17 protein-coding genes are annotated in these 17,515 nt (G+C 42.8%); 6 read left to right on the forward strand and 11 right to left on the reverse strand.

Translation table 11 applies throughout. The annotated features are described in order from the left end of the window. Positions 1 to 183: 183 nt before the first annotated feature. The 5 genes from IJ23_RS15825 to IJ23_RS15845 all read right to left on the reverse strand — a co-directional run bounded on the left by IJ23_RS15825 (position 184) and on the right by IJ23_RS15845 (position 7,050). Positions 184 to 2,364: a TonB-dependent receptor gene (locus tag IJ23_RS15825; RefSeq protein ID WP_033906769.1), complete on the reverse strand. Its 2,181-nt coding sequence runs from the start codon at positions 2,362 to 2,364 to the stop codon at positions 184 to 186. A gap of 94 nt (positions 2,365 to 2,458) precedes the next feature. Then, a complete protein-coding gene (locus tag IJ23_RS15830) occupies positions 2,459 to 3,427 on the reverse strand; it encodes a siderophore ABC transporter substrate-binding protein (protein WP_033906770.1) in 969 nt (322 codons plus the stop codon). Between the two features lie 53 nt (positions 3,428 to 3,480). After that, positions 3,481 to 4,434 carry an iron chelate uptake ABC transporter family permease subunit gene (locus IJ23_RS15835; protein WP_033906771.1) on the reverse strand — a complete coding sequence of 318 codons (954 nt, stop codon included), beginning with the start codon at positions 4,432 to 4,434 and terminating at the stop codon, positions 3,481 to 3,483. After that, positions 4,431 to 5,375, reverse strand: coding sequence for an ABC transporter permease (locus IJ23_RS15840; protein WP_033906772.1), 945 nt, complete (start codon positions 5,373 to 5,375; stop codon positions 4,431 to 4,433). Before IJ23_RS15840 ends, IJ23_RS15835 begins: the two co-directional genes overlap by 4 nt. 754 nt (positions 5,376 to 6,129) lie before the next feature. Further along, a complete protein-coding gene (locus IJ23_RS15845) occupies positions 6,130 to 7,050 on the reverse strand; it encodes a M14 family metallopeptidase (RefSeq protein ID WP_017821243.1) in 921 nt (306 codons plus the stop codon). Between the two features lie 172 nt (positions 7,051 to 7,222). On the opposite strand from IJ23_RS15845, the gene IJ23_RS15850 reads away from it, so the two are divergent. Further along, a complete protein-coding gene (locus IJ23_RS15850) occupies positions 7,223 to 8,128 on the forward strand; it encodes a DUF808 domain-containing protein (protein ID WP_017821242.1) in 906 nt (301 codons plus the stop codon). A gap of 95 nt (positions 8,129 to 8,223) precedes the next feature. Here IJ23_RS15850 and pyrC read toward each other — a convergent pair whose 3' ends face one another. Beyond that, positions 8,224 to 9,252 carry a dihydroorotase gene (gene pyrC, locus IJ23_RS15855; protein ID WP_033906773.1) on the reverse strand — a complete coding sequence of 343 codons (1,029 nt, stop codon included), beginning with the start codon at positions 9,250 to 9,252 and terminating at the stop codon, positions 8,224 to 8,226. A 155-nt stretch (positions 9,253 to 9,407) separates the two neighbouring features. After that, positions 9,408 to 9,572, reverse strand: coding sequence for a YqaE/Pmp3 family membrane protein (locus tag IJ23_RS24260; protein WP_005375297.1), 165 nt, complete (start codon positions 9,570 to 9,572; stop codon positions 9,408 to 9,410). 267 nt (positions 9,573 to 9,839) lie between these two features. On the opposite strand from IJ23_RS24260, the gene IJ23_RS15865 reads away from it, so the two are divergent. Next, positions 9,840 to 11,657 (forward strand): hybrid-cluster NAD(P)-dependent oxidoreductase, encoded by a 1,818-nt coding sequence (locus IJ23_RS15865; protein ID WP_033906774.1) that lies wholly within the window; start codon positions 9,840 to 9,842, stop codon positions 11,655 to 11,657. A 100-nt stretch (positions 11,658 to 11,757) separates the two neighbouring features. Here the strand turns inward: IJ23_RS15865 and nadE are convergent, their stop codons facing one another. Beyond that, a complete protein-coding gene (nadE, locus tag IJ23_RS15870; RefSeq protein WP_005375299.1) occupies positions 11,758 to 12,588 on the reverse strand; it encodes an ammonia-dependent NAD(+) synthetase in 831 nt (276 codons plus the stop codon). 178 nt (positions 12,589 to 12,766) lie between these two features. Between nadE and IJ23_RS15875 the strand changes: the two genes are divergently transcribed. Further along, positions 12,767 to 13,300: a nicotinate-nicotinamide nucleotide adenylyltransferase gene (locus tag IJ23_RS15875; RefSeq protein ID WP_005375300.1), complete on the forward strand. Its 534-nt coding sequence runs from the start codon at positions 12,767 to 12,769 to the stop codon at positions 13,298 to 13,300. 14 nt (positions 13,301 to 13,314) lie between these two features. Next, positions 13,315 to 13,797: a hypothetical protein gene (locus tag IJ23_RS15880; protein ID WP_017635276.1), complete on the forward strand. Its 483-nt coding sequence runs from the start codon at positions 13,315 to 13,317 to the stop codon at positions 13,795 to 13,797. Positions 13,798 to 13,906: 109 nt separating this feature from the next. Here IJ23_RS15880 and IJ23_RS15885 read toward each other — a convergent pair whose 3' ends face one another. Next, positions 13,907 to 14,515: a hypothetical protein gene (locus IJ23_RS15885; RefSeq protein WP_033906775.1), complete on the reverse strand. Its 609-nt coding sequence runs from the start codon at positions 14,513 to 14,515 to the stop codon at positions 13,907 to 13,909. A gap of 191 nt (positions 14,516 to 14,706) precedes the next feature. Between IJ23_RS15885 and IJ23_RS15890 the strand changes: the two genes are divergently transcribed. Further along, positions 14,707 to 15,816, forward strand: coding sequence for a 1-acyl-sn-glycerol-3-phosphate acyltransferase (locus tag IJ23_RS15890; RefSeq protein ID WP_005385027.1), 1,110 nt, complete (start codon positions 14,707 to 14,709; stop codon positions 15,814 to 15,816). 73 nt (positions 15,817 to 15,889) lie between these two features. On the opposite strand, the gene IJ23_RS15895 is transcribed toward IJ23_RS15890, so the two are convergent. After that, complete coding sequence (locus tag IJ23_RS15895) at positions 15,890 to 16,489, reverse strand: hypothetical protein (protein WP_033906776.1); 600 nt, start codon at positions 16,487 to 16,489, stop codon at positions 15,890 to 15,892. 319 nt (positions 16,490 to 16,808) lie between these two features. On the opposite strand from IJ23_RS15895, the gene IJ23_RS15900 reads away from it, so the two are divergent. Further along, a complete protein-coding gene (locus IJ23_RS15900; protein WP_005375306.1) occupies positions 16,809 to 17,081 on the forward strand; it encodes a YnjH family protein in 273 nt (90 codons plus the stop codon). A gap of 88 nt (positions 17,082 to 17,169) precedes the next feature. Here IJ23_RS15900 and IJ23_RS15905 read toward each other — a convergent pair whose 3' ends face one another. After that, on the reverse strand, positions 17,170 to 17,469 hold the full coding sequence (locus IJ23_RS15905; protein ID WP_005375307.1) for a YfcZ/YiiS family protein: 300 nt from the start codon (positions 17,467 to 17,469) through the stop codon (positions 17,170 to 17,172). Positions 17,470 to 17,515 lie beyond the last annotated feature (46 nt).

The following is a 17,515-nucleotide window of genomic DNA, read 5'->3' on the forward strand; positions in this document are numbered from 1 at the left end:
AGCCTATGGAAGTGGACGTTGATGGATTATGTTTTGAATTAACTTTGGCCGTAGGTGTTGCGAGCTCTTTGTCTGCTTGAATGTTGAAGATGAGTTCTTCCTTTGATTTGTTGTGAATTTTCATGAACAGCCAAATGGGAGTAAGTCCCCCTTAGAAGGCAGGCTAAAGGGGAGGTGGAGGGATTAGAAATCCGCAGTAGCTGACAGCATCACTGTACGTGATGCGCCAAGAGCTAGGTCCGCATAGTGGGTGGTTGTCCAGTAATCTTCATCCAGTACATTGTTTACGCTAAGGCGCCAAACCACGCTTGTTTCAGCAATTTTTGAGTTGTAGCGTGCGCCAAGATCAAGAATAGTCTGTGCAGGTAATGCCTGAGTGTTTTGTGCATCAATGTATTGTTCAGACATATAGTTCGCTTGGCCGATAAGCGTGAGATCACGCATCGCAGGGAGGTTCCATTCTAATGCGAGTTTAGCTTGTAAATCGGGTAGCTTAGTTGCTTGTTTCCCCTCCTCTGTCACATCTGTTGCTTTTGTAATCTCTGCATCTGTATAGGCGATACCACCGATGAGTGTATAGTCCTTTGATAGTGTGCCGTAGAACCCCCATTCAATACCGCGATTGCGCTGTTCACCACCGAAAGAAAAAATGTTGGTATCCGGATCTTGGTACCCATTTGGCTTTTTAATCTCAAATAAACTGAACGTATGAGCAAAGCCGTCCAGGTCAAGCTTCACGCCTGCTTCAGTCTGTTTGGTTTTTTGGGGTTCAAAAGCCTCTCCTGCGTTTGCAGCGCTAGAGCCTGCTGTTTTCCCATTCGTTAAGCCTTCGGTGTAGTTACCATAAAGCGAAACTGAGCTCGAAACTTTGTATAATGCTGCAAGTGCGGGAGTGTAAGTACTTTCCTTAAACTTGGTGGTAGGAAGCGACATTCCGTTCATTATTATTCCAGATTCATAATCAATGCTCTGGTAACGCAAGCCGAGCGTGATTTGGTATTTCCCATCAACAAAAGATAACGTATCGGCAATGCCATAGCTGACCTGAGTTGAATCGATAGGTAAACCATAGTAGTTGTCGTAAACTGAATTTTCTGGTCCCCAAACAGGATCATAAATATTCGAGTTCCAAGGGGCTGGATTATTATTACCTGTTGGAGAATCATTTTTATCTTCTCTAAAGTAAGTACTATTCAGTACAAGGTGGTGTTCTACTGGGCCAGTGTCAAAGTTGCTACGAACACCTATCTCACCTGAAGTCCGTTTGTTCTCAAGCTTAACTGATCCGAGAGATACCTCTAGGTTACCCTCGTTATCGATGATTTTGATTCGTTGCGGTACATTTGAATGAAAATCTGTACGGCTACCACCCAATGCGCTGTATACAGTTACAGAGTCACTAACGCTTAGCTCCCCGCGAATCATCATCCCTTTATCTTCGCTATCATTGTAGGCCCAACTTGGCGTCAATAATGTGTCAGATGGAGGAGGTGATGGGATTTTGAGACCAGAAGCGATGCTTAACCCACGGTTTGCACCTTCAACTCGCTCTGTACTGTAGTAAAAATCTGCTTCAAGGAAAGCAATGTCATTACGCCAATCAAGGCTTAATGATGCAAGTTGAGTTTTGTTGCTTTGGTTGTTTATCGCGGTGTCTCCATCTTTAAATGCACCGTTGAAACGAATACCAAATTCTTCATTTGTACCAAAGCGACGTCCAATATCGATATGTCCTCCGAATTGAGTGTCCGATAAGTAGCTGCTGGTGAAAGATGTGATTGGTGTTTCTTGTGCTCTTTTTGTCACTAAGTTGATGGTGCCACCAACAGATCCATTCGGTGGCATACCGTTGAGCAAAGAAGCAGGACCTTTAAGTACATCAATACGTTGATACATTTCAGGAGAGGTTCGGTAATAAGGAGCGATACCATACAATCCATTAAACATAACGTCGCTAATGTCTGAGTTGAAACCTCTTATTTTGAAACTTTCTTTGTTTAAGCCGGTTTCACCGCTGATGAAAACAGAGGGATCAGAAGCTGAGATTACATCTGAGATATCGCGTGCTTGTTGGTCTTGAATGTGTTTTTCTGTGTATCCAATCGTATTGAAAGGCGTTTCCATGAAGTTTTTGTCGCCAAGCATTCCTATATTACTCGCGTGAGAAACTTTGCCAGCGGCATAAACTCTGTTTGCTTCACCATAAACTGTCATTGATTCATCTACGACTTCTTCAGCTTGAGCGATACTAATTGGTACGACAAAAGTACTAAATTGAAGTGAAATAAAGAGGGCGATATGACATGGGCTTGGTTTGTTTTTCTGTGAAGAGTCCATCGCTATCTGATGATAGTCATGAGTCATTATAGATTCCTTTTCTTTGTTTGGGCTAGCTCACATCCGTTCTGACGTCGATTGAGTGTTGAATTACTTAAGATCCAACTCATTGTTATTAGATTTAGCTTTGGTAACCTTTTAGGATGTCTTTAATTATGATTTTCAGAGATGTGATGCTTGCTGAAGTGATGTACCAAGCATCGGCATCAACAAAAACGACGTTGTCGTTTTTCCATGCTTTGGTTTGACGGAGTAGTGGGTTTGCTAAGTGTTCCGCATCAATGACAGGCTTTCCTTCCATTACTGCTGTTCGATCAATGATGTAAAGAATGTCTGGATCAGCTTGGCTAATGAACTCGCTAGAAATTGGCTGACCATGCAAACCTGTCTCCACTTTTTCACTCGCTGGTTTTACCCCCAGAACATCGAAAACGAAGCCATAACGAGACTCAACGCCAAATGAGCTGAAAGCACCATTGTTATGCATGACAACCAAAGCTTTTTCAGAACGCTCTTTCGTAACAGCGCGCACTTCTGCGACTTTTGCATCGATTTCGGCAACTTTCTGTTGGGCTAGCTCCTGCTTTTCAAAGATCTCACCAAGCTCTACAAGGTGTTTCTTAATGGTATCGACGTGATGGTCACGACTATTACGGTAGTTGATGTCAAAATGTAAAGTCGGAGCGAGTTGAGAGAGTTCTTCATACTGATTAGCATGTAGCGGAGTCATCAATACGAGATCTGGTTTTAGGGCATAGATCTTTTCCATATTAGGCTGAACTATCGCACCAAGATCCGCTATCTCAGGTGTGTCTTTGTATTTCGCTAGAAAGTGAGGAACAAAGTCTTTCACCATTCCTGAGATTGGAACATTTAGCTGATCTAAAAAGTCCACTTCGTTCATATCTAATGCTGCCACTCGTTGAGGGCGATGAGAAATAGTAGTTGCTCCGAGATTGTGTTCAATCACGATGAGCTTTTCTAATGGCTGAGTATCTTCAATTTTAATTATTTCCGGCTCGCAACCTGATAAGGTTCCTAGAGCGCAGCAAGCAAGCGCGATACTCAAACGTAGGGGGCTCTTAAACATGGGGTATTTCCTTTTTGTCAGTGAGTTGTCTTTAAACAGGCGAGTAACAGTTTTCATATGTGGCTTCTTGTTCTTATCGTGATGGCTAGGAAATATCCCCCACAAAGGACATTCACCAAAATAGAGACGGTGGTTTTAAAGTTAAATAAGTGCTCTACCAGAAGTTGACCAGACAAGAACATGACAATTGCAATAGCACAAGCAACGAGCAATATGTGTCTGTAGTTCGGTGCGCTAGTAACGGAATAAGCAATATTGGCAATAAAAATTCCCATAAAAGCCGTTGGGCCAATCAAGCTCGTCGAAATTGCTACTAAAATGGCGATTACAGCAAAGAACTTTGGTACATATTGCTTATCATTTAGTCCTAATGACATCGCTTGGTCTCGACCTAGACCTATCACATCTAGCTCGCGTGACCATCTGTTAGCAAAGAGTGCCAAAACGCTTAACGCAATACTGGAAAAAAGTAACGTAGAAGGTTTCGCTCGCTCAAACGAGGTATAGCTGAGCCCTTGAAGGATAGAGAATTCTCCAGGGCTTATTCTGAGCTGGATAAATTGAGCAAGAGTTGTCAGCACCATTGTCAAAACAAAGCCAATCAGCAGAACTTGGTGCATGTCATGTTTAAATCTATTGAGTACCCAAGATTGAATCGCTAAGGAATACAACAGAATGAGTATTGCAGAGACAGCGAAATTACCGACAACACCTAATGTAGCAATGCCAGAAGTGCCCCCTAGTAATAAGAGTAGGGTTTGCCAAACCAGATAAACCGACTCATATCCCATAATGGATGGCGTAAGAATACGATTACCAGCTAAAGCTTGGAAAATAACAGCAGAGATGGCCACGCAGCTGCTCCCAATAACTATGGCACCAAGTTTAATCAGCCTCTTAGGGATGACGTAATCAAAATCCCACCCAGAGCTTGTAAAGATAAAGGCGATAGACAGTATGCAAACGAGTATAATGCTCACTCGCATGTTTGAGTAATGTGATCTCATACTCGTGCTCCTTTCAAAAGAAACACAAGAAACATGACTCCCCCGATGGCACTGGCTGTTAATCCAATTGGGACTTCAAAAGGAAAGGCAACAACTCTGCCTATGACATCGCAAAAAATAAGTAACGAAGCGCCGCCTAGTGCAACGATTGGTAGGGTGTTTTTAAGGTGATCGCCATATTTTAGTGCGACTAGGTTAGGTATGACTAAACCGATAAAATGAATGGCACCTACGGTCACCACTGTTATAGCAACTGTCACGGAAACTAGCATTAGACCCAAGGCGGCAGTGAACGCAATATTAATTCCTAAGTTGGACGCAACATCTTCGCCCATTCCCATCACAGTAAACTTATGTGCATATAAGTAAGTCAGTAGGGTGATGGGTAAAATCAAGAAAATTATTTCATAGTGTTCTTGGACCACTTTGGAGAAATCTCCCATTAACCAACCGGACATACTCTGTAAGATGTTGTTTTGATAAGCATAAAACTCCGCTATAGCACTTAGTACACTACCAAACATAAGCCCAATCACAGGTATTAACGCAGAGTTACTGAATTTAATTTTCCGTACGATGGCAATGTAGATAAGGCCAGCGGCGAAGCAAAATAGTACGGCGAAGAGCATACGTTCAAGCTTGTCTGAGGATGGAAGCATGACGATAGATACCAAAATACCGAGCTTTGCCGCATCGATACCGCCTGTGGTGCCCGGCTCAACAAAACGATTTCTAACAATATGTTGAAGAATAACACCACATATTGCGAGACCAGATCCGGTAAGAATTAGTGCGATTAGCCTTGGTAATCTGCTAGCAGTAATCGGTAGCCAAGCTTTGTCATCCATGGTCAGCAATAACGACCAATCTAGTTGGTTTGCGCCGACGAAAATTGAAGTTAAGCACAGTATAAAAAACAGGCTTACTACGTGAATACTCATACAGAATCTGCCCCAAAATAAAATGAGTTTCTCTTAACTTATGACTTGGGGATGGAATACGAATAATGAATATCTATTCGCATATAGGTTCTAAATTCCAACAAAACATAACCAAGTTATTTTTTATAAACATTAAGGTCACAATCCAGCCCTCAAAGTATCACTAGGCCATACCTAAAAATTCAACGTGCTGATTTGGCTTTAAAACTGGATTAACTAGCAAAAGAAAAGTGCCGCTTTCAATGCAAAGAGAAAGAGGTTCTCGATTTAAAATACAAATGATAATTATTTTCATTATATCTTTGTTTTTTCGGTTAAGCAATGAGGTTCATATATGTTTCTCTAAAAAGATCAATCGCGTATAAAAACAAGGCAATGGCTAATGCATGTGCTTTTGGGTAAGTGATTAAAAAATAAAGCCAAAGAGCATTAAGCTTTCTTATTGTTTAAGGATGTTTTTCGCTTCAGAAGCTCGTTGGTTGAGGTTTGATTTAAATGGTATGACGATAGTTTGTTCAGGAAGAGGAGTTAGTAGTGACGATGATGTCTAGATGTCGTTTGTATTTTAGGATTTATTAGATACCGCATTAAAATAGCGTCATAAAGTCGTGATGCTTCGCATCTTCAGTGTTAGCGATGTTAATGCGGTAATTTCTAATAAACTAGCGGATTAATGTCTCAACTTGCTTTTGGAGCAAAGTAAAGCTGATTCACAATTCAAAGACATCGTCAGTTGCTTTATTGTTAACCTGTGTTATTCGAGCTTACTTAGTACGTAATTCAAACCACCCACCACGGCTGCAACCTGTGCATCGTTACATTCTTCGTCGGTCACCGTTGGGCTGTCTGGGTACACTTCCGTTGTCGTGCCGTAAACGCAATTTGTTACGCCGCCACACAGGCCCAGTTTTACCATTGGGTAGTTGATAACGCCAAACTGTACGACGGGTGAACCGATGATTTCGCCGTTTTCATCTGCTGGTGCAATGTGAGTCACTTTTGCAACTGACTCAATGACCGCTTTTTGGAAGTCAGGCTGAGGGTTTTCACTATCTCCCACCGTGTAAAAGCCATCTGGGATCATACCTTCAATGTACTCAATACCATCACGAGCAGCTAAGGCTGGACGGAACTCAGTTTCGTCAGAGTCTGTCGTTTCATGTAGATCAATGTGCATTAACACATCGCCTAAAGTTGCAACGAGCTTCATGAGGTTAGCGGACTCTTCGGCAGGGCTATCCTTATAGAAAGAGCGGTTTGGATCAATCGCGTTTGGATTCCAGCGGTTGATCACCTCGTAACCCCAAGGGCTTACGCAGGGTGCAACGACAATATTGAAATGCTCTGCATAGCGCTCTGCTTCTGTTTCTACAAACTTTAATGCGCCATGTACACCGCTGGTTTCGTAACCGTGCACGCCGCCTGTGACCAACACAGCAGGTTTAGTTGAATCCCAATTGCGTGTTTTGATACAAAACAGAGGGAAGCGTGCCTCGTTGTATGAGAGCGCACCATATTGTTCAACATCAAAACGCTCGCGTAGGGCATCGATTTTACTGACGACTTCATCTTGGTAGCTACGTTTTACTTCTTGCGTTGCTAACCAAGCTTTACGTTCTTCTTCGTTCCAAGGTTGGCCAGGAGTACCGATCGGGTAAATGTATCCACTTTTCATCTATACTTTTTCTTTTGACTGCTGAAAGGTATCACAAGACTAGACCTGTCTTATCTTTACGGCAATATAAAACACCATTTGGGGTGGTATTCTTTGCAAAATCATCACTTTGATGAGTGATTCATTGGTGTTACATTTTGTTACTTACTCAATTTCATATAAGAGACAAAAAATGGCTGGAGCAAGTTTACTCACACTGTTGGACGATATTGCCACGGTGCTTGATGATGTCGCCTTAATGTCAAAAATGGCTGCAAAGAAAACCGCAGGTGTGTTGGGAGATGATCTAGCGTTAAACGCTCAACAAGTGTCTGGTGTTGCATCTGAGCGAGAGATTCCAGTGGTTTGGGCGGTTGCAAAAGGCTCATTCAAAAATAAATTGATTTTGGTTCCTTCTGCTTTACTTATTAGCGCCATTATTCCATGGCTTATCATGCCATTATTGCTAATTGGCGGCTTATTTCTCTGCTTTGAAGGGGCAGAGAAAGTACTTGAGAAAGTGTTTCCTCACTCGCATCCGCACGAAGAAAAAGAGGAGCTAGTTAATACTGGCGAGTCGATAGAAGAGTATGAAAAGCGTAAAGTTTCTGGTGCGATTCGAACAGACTTTATCCTTTCAGCAGAGATCATCGTGATTGCGTTAGGTACCGTGACAGGAGCCAGTCTTGTTACGCAAATTTTAGTTGTCAGTTTAATTGCAGTGATTATGACGGTTGGAGTTTATGGACTAGTCGCTGGGATTGTGAAGCTAGATGATTTAGGCCTTTACCTCGAAAGTCGCTCAAACGGTAAAGGTTGGGTAGCGAAAGTCGGAGGGGCCTTGGTCGCTTTTGCACCAAAGTTGATGAAGTTGTTAACCATTGTAGGAACTGCTGCGATGTTTTTGGTGGGTGGAGGAATTGTGGTGCACAACGTGCCAGCCATTCATCACTTTGTAGAGCCGATTATTATGAACTTTAGTGGTCATTCGGTTGCTACAGCCATTTTGCCTATTTTACTGAACGGTATTATCGGCTTTGTGGCGGGGTTGGTTGTGGTTGCGGTATGGACGATGGTTGAAAAGCTTCGTGGTCAATAATCACATCTAAAACATGAGACGATAATAACAAGGGTCATGACTTCTTTTTACAAAAAGCATGACCCTGTTTTATAGGTGAAATGTCAGTAAAGTACTTACTTCACTTTCCACTCGATCTGTTCATTTGCTCGAATAGGCACAACGATATCATTGCCAAATGGCATCGTTTCTGGCACATCCCAAGCGGATTTTTCTAACGTTACCGTATCTGTGTTACGTGCAATGCAGTAAAAATCAGGACCGTTGAAGCTTGCGAAAGCTTCCAAGTTTTCCAACTTGCCTTCTTTTTCGAAGACTTCTGCATAAAGCTCTAGCGCAGCGTGTGCAGTGTAAGAACCAGCACAACCGCAAGCCGATTCTTTTGCCCCTTTCGCATGTGGCGCTGAGTCTGTACCTAGGAAAAACTTCTTGCTACCACTAGTTGCTGCTTCGATCAGCGCTTGCTGGTGGGTTCCGCGCTTAAGAATTGGCAAACAGTAGAAATGAGGTTTAATACCACCCACAAGCATGTGGTTACGGTTGAAAAGAAGGTGGTGGGCAGTGATGGTAGCCGCTACGTTGTCTGAGGCATTGTTAACGAAGTTTGCTGCGTCGGCGGTGGTGATATGTTCTAGTACGATTTTAAGATTAGGGAAATCATTGACGATAGGAGCGAGGATGGTATCAAGGAATTCTTTCTCTCGGTCGAATATATCAACATCGTGATGTGTTACCTCCCCATGAACCAAAAGTAACATTCCTACTTCTTCCATTGCTTCTAAAACGTGATAAATGTTCTTCGCATTGGTCACACCGGAATCTGAGTTTGTGGTAGCGCCTGCAGGATAGAGCTTGGCAGCAACAATGTGTCCGGTTGCTTTAGCCTTACGTATTTCGTCTGGTGTCGTGTTATCTGTAAGGTAAAGCGCCATTAAAGGCTCAAACTGTTCGCCATGTTGCTCTTTGAGAATTCGGTCACGGTAGGCTAGGGCGAGCTCAGTTGTAGTAACAGGTGGGACGGTATTTGGCATAATCAGCGCACGGCCATTGTAGCGGCTGATGTCGCGAACGGTGTCTTTAAGAACTTCCCCATCGCGTAAGTGAACGTGCCAGTCGTCAGGACGAGTGATAGTCAGTGTTGTCATTAATTGCTCCCACCATTGAAAAGTTGTCTGATTGGAGCCTAAGCGCCGTATTTGCTTTTGAGCAAACGCTTGCGCTTAGGCGACAGGATGATAGAGGAATTGCCCTCATATTTCATCCCATTTTTCAATTTTATAAAGAGTGAGAGTGTAAGTGGTTACTTCATTGTTAACCAAAGCGCGTGGATCGTACCTGGTAGAAAGAAGAAACACGTCAATATTAGATTAATCAAAAAGTCTTTATTTAGACCTTTCTCCATAAACACCGCGACAGGCGGAAGAAAGATACATAACAAAATCAGAACCAGTTTTCTTGTATCCATAATTAAGCTCCAAATCGATAAATGGGAGTAGTGATAACTTGGGTGAATTATGTGTGTCGTATCACACTTTATCAAACGGTATTTGGTCAGAACGGTGTTAAAAAACGCGAATGTTGAGTGTAGTAAATACTTGTCACTAAAACCAAATTTATAAGAATATGGTTTCGAGAAAGTTGCGATGGATGAAGAGGCAGTAGACTCTGCAACTTAATGTGATTTGAGTATACAATACCGCAACAAATAAAAAACACCCGTAGGAAGAAGGCAATGTCGCAACCCGTTTTATCCCAAATTAATGTTTTTCCGGTTAAGTCAGTTGGCGGATTATCGCTGTCGTCCGTATGGGTTGAGAAGCAAGGATTGAGCTTCGATCGTCGCTTTATGATTGCGAAAGCTGATGGCTCTATGATCACTGCGCGAAAGTATCCGCAAATGGTAACCATTAAGTCTGCCTTATTGTCCGATGGAGTGGTGTTTAGTAGTTTGGGTATGGAGCCACTTAAAATCCGTTACCAAGATTTCAAAATGCAGGAGACACCTGCAACGGTTTGGAAAGATACATTTACTGCCTATACCACGACAGATGATGCAGATGACTGGTTTAGTCTTGTTTTGGGGCAGCGCGTTGAGTTGTTATTTAGTGGTGAGCAATCGAATCGTGTCCGTGAAAAGCTAGGTCAAAACGTCAGTTTTGCTGATGGTTATCCGGTTTTAGTGATCAGCCAAGCTTCACTTGATGAGCTGAATCGAAGAAGTTCAGAGCTGCACTCAATGGATCAGTTTCGTACTAACTTAGTTGTCTCTGATACTAAGCCATTTGAAGAAGATTCATGGAAGCGCATACGAATCGGTGAGGTAGAGTTTGAGTCTCTCAAACCTTGCGAGCGCTGTATCCTGACTACGGTGAATACCCAAAGAGGCACATTCCGTGAGAGCAAAGAGCCGCTCAAAACCTTGCAACAGTTCCGTGCAAACGATGTCGGTGGTGTGTTCTTTGGCCAGAATCTTGTCGCGCGAAATGAAGGCATTATTCGTCAAGGCGATAAAGTTGAAGTATTGGAGTACAAAGAGCCGGAGTTTTACGCAGATAACTCGCCAGTGCGCATGAAGCTTACATGTGTTGAGCGTGAAGAAATTGCCCAAGACTTTGTGACCTTATGGTTAGAGCCAAACAAAGGTTCGTTGCCTAATTACTTGCCAGGACAACACCTGCCAATAGAGGTGAATATTGATAGTAAGAAAGTGGGTCGACGCTATACCTTATCATCCAGTCCTTCTCGTCCGGGTCGTTATGCTATTTCTGTAAAGCGTATCGCGGGCGGAAGAGTCTCTAACTCACTCTTAGACAACTTACAAGTCGGTGATGTTTTAGAGGCAGAACAACCTGACGGTCAGTTCCACCTTAAAACGCATGAAGCGCAGCCTCTGCTGTTACTCTCTGCGGGTAGCGGAGTAACACCAATGTTATCAATGGTGCGTTACTTAGCGGATCATAATCAGTTGGAGAACGTGGTTTTCTACCATCAATGTCGGACCGAAAATGATATTCCTTGTCGCTCAGAGTTGGAGCAGTTAAAGCGTGAGCACCCAGGGCTAGAAGTAAAAGTCTGTTTAACGCAGCCTGCCGTTGATTGGTTTGGGTTAAAAGGGCGTTTAAGTTTGTCACACATTAAGCAAATCAAAGATGTTGAACAGCGCCAAGTGTTTGTGTGTGGCCCGGATGGCTTTATGGATAAAGCAAAAAGTCTTCTACTAAGAAAAGGGCTGCCAGAGGAAAACTACCATCAAGAAGCGTTTGGAGTTTCTTCTCTTACGTCAAAGCCAGAGAAGAGTCTCGCTATTGACTTTAATGGAACTAAATTCGTAGGCAACAACCAAAAAACGTTGTTAGATCAGCTCGAAGATGCTGGGAAGGTCATCAGCAATAGCTGTCGTGCAGGCTTATGTGGTGCCTGTAAAGTTCAGCTTACGTCGGGTCAAGTACATCATCCGGACGTGCCCGCGTTGACTGATGAGGAACGTGCAATGGGAACCGTATTGGCGTGTTGTGCTGTGCCAGAGACGGACGTAACAGTAACCAACTAGGCGAGAGCAACTTTGTCCTTCGACAAAAACTGTTCCTAGACAAAAAAACGCTGCTATTTTTAGCAGCGTTTTGAGTTTTAAAGAGAGCTGAAAATATCGCTTAGTCGTAAATCGTCGGGATTGGCTGGCGTTTGTGCTGCGTTGCTTTGTAAATCGCTACCAGACGGTCACTAACTTGCTGTGGAACAGGTTTGCCCTCTAAGAAGTCGTCGATTTGCTCGTAAGTTAGGCTTAGGGCATCTTCATCTGCTTTCTGTGGAGCAAGCTCTTCTAAGTCTGCTGTTGGCACTTTCTTCACTAGTTGCTCAGGTGCACCCAATGTAGCAGCCACTTCACGAACTTGGCGTTTACTTAATCCGAACAATGGTGCCATGTCACAAGCGCCATCACCAAATTTAGTGTAGAAACCAGTGATGTTTTCTGCTGAGTGATCAGTACCAAGAACAAGGCCGCCTACGTAGCCCGCGATCTCGTATTGAGCAACCATGCGAGCACGCGCTTTTACATTGCCTTTTACGAAGTCGACTTTTGCTGCATCAGTTGGTAGAAGATCTGTGCCTTCTAATGCAACGTGAGAAGCCGAATGAAGCCCGTCAACACCTGCTTTGATGTTCACCGATACAGAATGGGTTGGCTGGATAAAAGACAGAGCGAGCTGAGCCTCATCTTCATCTTTTTGCTCCCCGTAAGGCAGGCGAACTGCGATAAATTGGTAGCTGTTGTTGCCCGCTTCTTCGTTCAGTTGGTCTACAGCCAACTGAGCTAAACGACCACATGTCGTTGAGTCAACGCCACCGCTGATGCCAAGAACAAGAGACTTACAGCCCGCTTCTTGCAATTTACGCTTAATAAAAGCGACACGGCGTTCAATTTCAAAATGCGGATCAATTGAAGGGAGTACGCGCATTTCGTCACGGATGGATTGTTCCATTTAGGGTTCCTTTTCCTGCAAATATTTCAGACTCTAAAGCACATTTGCTCAAATGGTGATAAACCATACAGTTGAGGCTCATTAAATGCGACTTTAGGGTCAAAAGCTGTAAAGATTAGTAGTATCATACCGAAATCATCAGATTAGAAAACTCTCTTCAACCAGGTAATCACCGGATATGAAAAAAATCGCCATTTTTGGTAGTGCATTTAACCCACCTAGTTTAGGGCATAAAAGTGTTATTGAGTCTTTGAGCCACTTTGATCTTGTGCTACTTGAGCCAAGCATTGCACACGCTTGGGGCAAGAACATGCTTGATTACCCAACTCGGTGCAAAATGGTTGACGCGTTCATCAAGGATATGGGGCTTTCTAATGTTCAGCGTTCTGATGCGGAGCAAGCTTTATACCAACCTGGACAAAGTGTGACGACCTATGCGTTGTTAGAAAAAATTCAAGAAATCTACCCAACTGCCGATATAACTTTTGTCATTGGTCCTGATAATTTCTTCAAATTTGCTAAATTTAGTAGAGCTGAAGAGATTACGGAACGTTGGACTGTTATGGCATGTCCTGAAAAAGTAAAAGTCAGAAGCACAGATATTCGCAAAGCATTGGCCGAGGGTGAAGAGATCGGTGCCTATACAACACCTTCCGTACGTGATTTATTACTTAGTAAAGGCTTATACAGAGAAACATTGTCTGGGAACTGAGAGGTCAGATTTTCATGGTCAGAGTCGTTTTATTTAGTGCATGTGCGCTGCTTGTGGTGACACAAGCTCATTCCGCGTGTAACTATTTTTCTGATCGTTCCGTGGTGTTTGAAGATAACACTCTTCCAATCTGTGAAGAAATTTTAGATTCCATCGGCGTGTTAAGTACTGAAGCATTGATTTGGTATGCAGCGGAAGCGAAGCTTGAAGGACCAACAGAAAACTATTGGGAGGAGTGGGCGATTAAGCCGGAAGACACCCCACTTCTAACTCAAAACTTAGAAAAGAATTACTTTGGTCTTGGTTTTTGGATGCCGGAAGAGCTTCGAGACGAAGAGAGTAAAATGGATACAGAAGAGTGGCTTCGTAGTCACGGGTTGATGTTCAGCGTTGGTTTTGGTGATAAATCCGACGGGCAGCCAAGAATGCGGTTTGATTATCGTTGGCACGAATATTATGACGCTGACTGGATGATGCAGATAGAGGTACCTTTCTAGACACCTCAAGCAAATGAAAAAAGGGCGTACATTATCAATGTACGCCCTTTTTGTTTTAATCTACTTTCTGTGTCCGTAATGCTGAAGACGTAGCTTGTTGAAGAGCAAGTTATAGCGCTTCTCCAAAGACTAAAAAGCAAAGCTGTTCATATTCTTCGGTGTTACCAGCAAAAAGAGAGTCAACAATTTGCTCTTCCTTCTTCCCCGACAGTTTCATTTTTCTTGCTTCACGTAGTGTTAGTACCAAGCAAAGCTCTTTAGAAATATTCATGTCACAGCCAGGAGTCCATTGATTGATGGTTCTCGTTAACGTTGAGTGCGCTAGTTTAGGAGACAGCGTCAATACTTCATGTCTTACTACTGTCAGTAGATCGGTTTGCAGACCCGAGCGTTCGGCAGTTGTTGCTAGCTTCTCGACGAGCGCTTTTAGTAGCGGTGAAGGCTTCACAAAGCCCGCCTGTTGTGAGAAGTCGTCATTTAAACGCACAGAAAAATCACAACGATATACACGAGAATTAGGTAAAAAGGTGAGGGAGCTCAAACATCCTTGAGGAATCCAAAAATATTGGCCTGGTTCAATGGCATACTCCTGCTTACCCAATTTAATGACGGCTAACCCTTCGATGACAGATAGTAGACTGTGCTTCAGTGCTTTTTTACGCGCAGCTACATCAAGAAAGGGGTATTTAGCGTCGTGAAATTCAATTGCGTAGTTCATTATGAGTACCAGTGTTTTTTGGCGCTAAGGGTAACGTTAAACCCATACGATTCCAACCTGCTGAGAGAATTTTTTAGCATGATAAATGGTGGCTTAACTGGTATGACCATATTAAAAGTATGGGTTGAAATGCTGCTTGTCAGCAAAACTACGCGTAAAATGTGCCAGCTTTTTTTGATATGTAATGAACAATGACAGCCAATACCGATCCTTATATTGAAATTCGTCCTTACAACGACGAAGAAATTCCAGCAGCGCTGGATCGTCTAATCCAAGATGATGAATTTATCACTGCTATCCTAGAACATCGCTTTGCTAATAAAGCAGCGTGGTTCAAAACGCTAATGAGCCCGATCCTGCGAATCTACCTGAAAGCCAAGTGGAGCAAGCTTGATTCTGTCGAAGCAATTCAGATTGAAGTGAAGAAGTATCTGAAAGATACATTGAATAAGACAACGGATGGCGTCACTTTTTCTGGTTTGGATAAGCTGGATAAAAACACGTCATACCTATTCGTTTCTAACCACCGTGATATTGCGATGGACCCTGCGCTCGTAAATTATGGCTTGTACCAAAGTGGGCACCGTACAGTTCGTATAGCGATTGGCGATAACCTGCTGAAGAAGCCATGTGCGACAGAACTGATGCGACTCAATAAGAGCTTCATCGTTAAGCGCTCTGCTAAAGCGCCTAGAGAAATGATGAAAGCATTGGGACAACTGTCAAGCTATATCAAACATTCGCTTGATACTGGCAATTCAATTTGGATTGCCCAAAAGGAAGGTCGTGCTAAAGATGGAAACGACTTTACTGATCCTGCGATTTTAAAAATGTTCCATGTTGAAGGTCGTAAACAAAAGATCAGTTTTGGTGAGTACACGCGTTCTCTGAAAATCGTTCCTGTCTCGATTGCCTATGAAAATGATCCATGTGACATTGCCAAAGCAAAAGAGCTGTACGAAAAAGCAGAAAATGGCCGCTATGAAAAAGGCGAATTTGAAGATATCGAAAGTATCATTCAAGGTATCGTTGGTTATAAAGGCCGTGTACATGTTGCGTTTGGTGATGTGATTGAGCAAGAGTTTGAAACGCCGGAATCTCTTGCTGGTGAAATTGACCGCCAAATTCACAACAACTACAAGTTGTACCCAATCAACTTGTTAGCTGCTGGGCATGAAGATTCGAGCATCATTACGGAAGCGGTTAAGCGTCATCTCGCGGATAAGTTGGATCAGCTACCTGAAGGCGCAAGACCTTATTTGGTGGCGAGCTATGCCAATCCTGTGAATAACCAAGAGTAATCTTCGTCACTGAACTCGTTGATTCAGAATGCCTTAAAGCCTCGGTCTGCCGGGGCTTTTGTTTATCTGCTCTTTAAGGTGCGACGGCGCCACCAAGGGTTAAATTGCTGGGCCATTTTGTGATCTTGTTACCACCTAAATAGATATTCCCTTTCACCGTCATTGTGTCTGGAAATACTTTCAGCGCTGATCCTCCAATATAAAGATTACCATCAACCACCAATCCTTCAGGAAGTTCAGAAATGGGAGTGCGAATAACACTTAGATCACCTTTTACTCGAAGTTTAGCTGGAAGCGCTTTTAACGGTGTATCTGTCAGATTTAGGTAACCGCCTAGTTTGATGCCTTTAGGCCAGTTTTCGATCTTACTACCTAGTAGGTTTGCATAGCCTTTTATCTTTGTTCCTGAGCGAATAACTTTGAGTGCGCTGTTAGTTGCTTCCAGACTGCCTTCAACATCAAGCCCTTTAGGCAAGGTTTTGATAGGGGTTTGTGAGATGTTTAAGTTACCCTTTACCACTAGGCCAGAGGGTAGTTGGGTGTAAGGCTTGTTTCTAAGATCAAGATTGCCGTAATTATCGATGTGACCAAACTTAGAATAGTAATCTAGCTCATATGCCAAAGGAGACGAGCAGAGTAGGATTGAAGTAAGGCATAGGGAAACAAAACGCATAGTCAAAGAGTTAGTTAAATACCGAGATCAACAGGTGCTTATCTTATACTTAAATAAACCTATTATGCATTTTTTGCTCACAGTTTTTGATTCATAACTTAAATATTCAAATTAGAGATACACGTTAAAAGTGTGCGCTTCTTTACTGAGCTAAGTAACTTCAAGCTTACTAAAATGAGATAAATTAAATGATTGAATGTGAAGCAGACCCAAGTGTAGAGGTGAGAAAAATATCAGTAGATATTTGAATAATATGAGATTCTTCCAAGAACTTCACAAGGGTCCTTGTTAGTATTATTGAGGTTTGAGGGAGATTTTCATGAAGTTAAAAAGTGTATCTATTTTTACCGCTGGTGTTTTTGCAGTACTGCTGTCGGGTTCCGTTTTTGCTAAATCATACAGTACACCAGAAAACAAAGCGCTAATAGTTGCTGACGGTAAGGTAGGTCAGCGTATCTGTTACTACGATGATAAAGCCTACACCACTGGGGCCGTGATTAATGTTGAAGGCGTATTACTGATGTGTACCGCTGAGAACGATTTTGAAACCAATGGCTCGTTAAAGTGGGTCGTGTTCAAAAAAGATAAATAAACGCGCCGAAGTTGTCTGTTTCATTTAGAGCGGTTTAAGATTAAGAGATTGGAAAAATAAAAAGCGAGCATCATGCTCGCTTTTTTCATTAACGCGCGAGTGAGCGAGTTTTTAATTCAAAGATAAGTTTTTCAGCACTTACTTCAAATTTGAATCGAGCCGTCGCTTGGTTCGATTCTTCGGTTATTTCTGAAACATTGTATTCAACATCAGCACATACTGATTTAGCGAGCTCGATGTATTTTTGTAGTTCAGACTCTAGCTCTGTTTTTGTCTGTGCGAAAACCGTTACGTCGGCAACTTCGTCACCTTCTTTGATGATAAAGCCTATCTCGCCAGCACAGCCGCAGGCCTCACATACTTGGTTTTTTTCTAATTCGACACTCATAACGAATCCTCTTGTAAATACTAAGGGTATTCTATCAGGTATTTGA

The organism is Vibrio sp. OY15 (assembly GCF_000742455.1).
Classification (GTDB): Bacteria; Pseudomonadota; Gammaproteobacteria; order Enterobacterales; family Vibrionaceae; genus Vibrio; species Vibrio alginolyticus.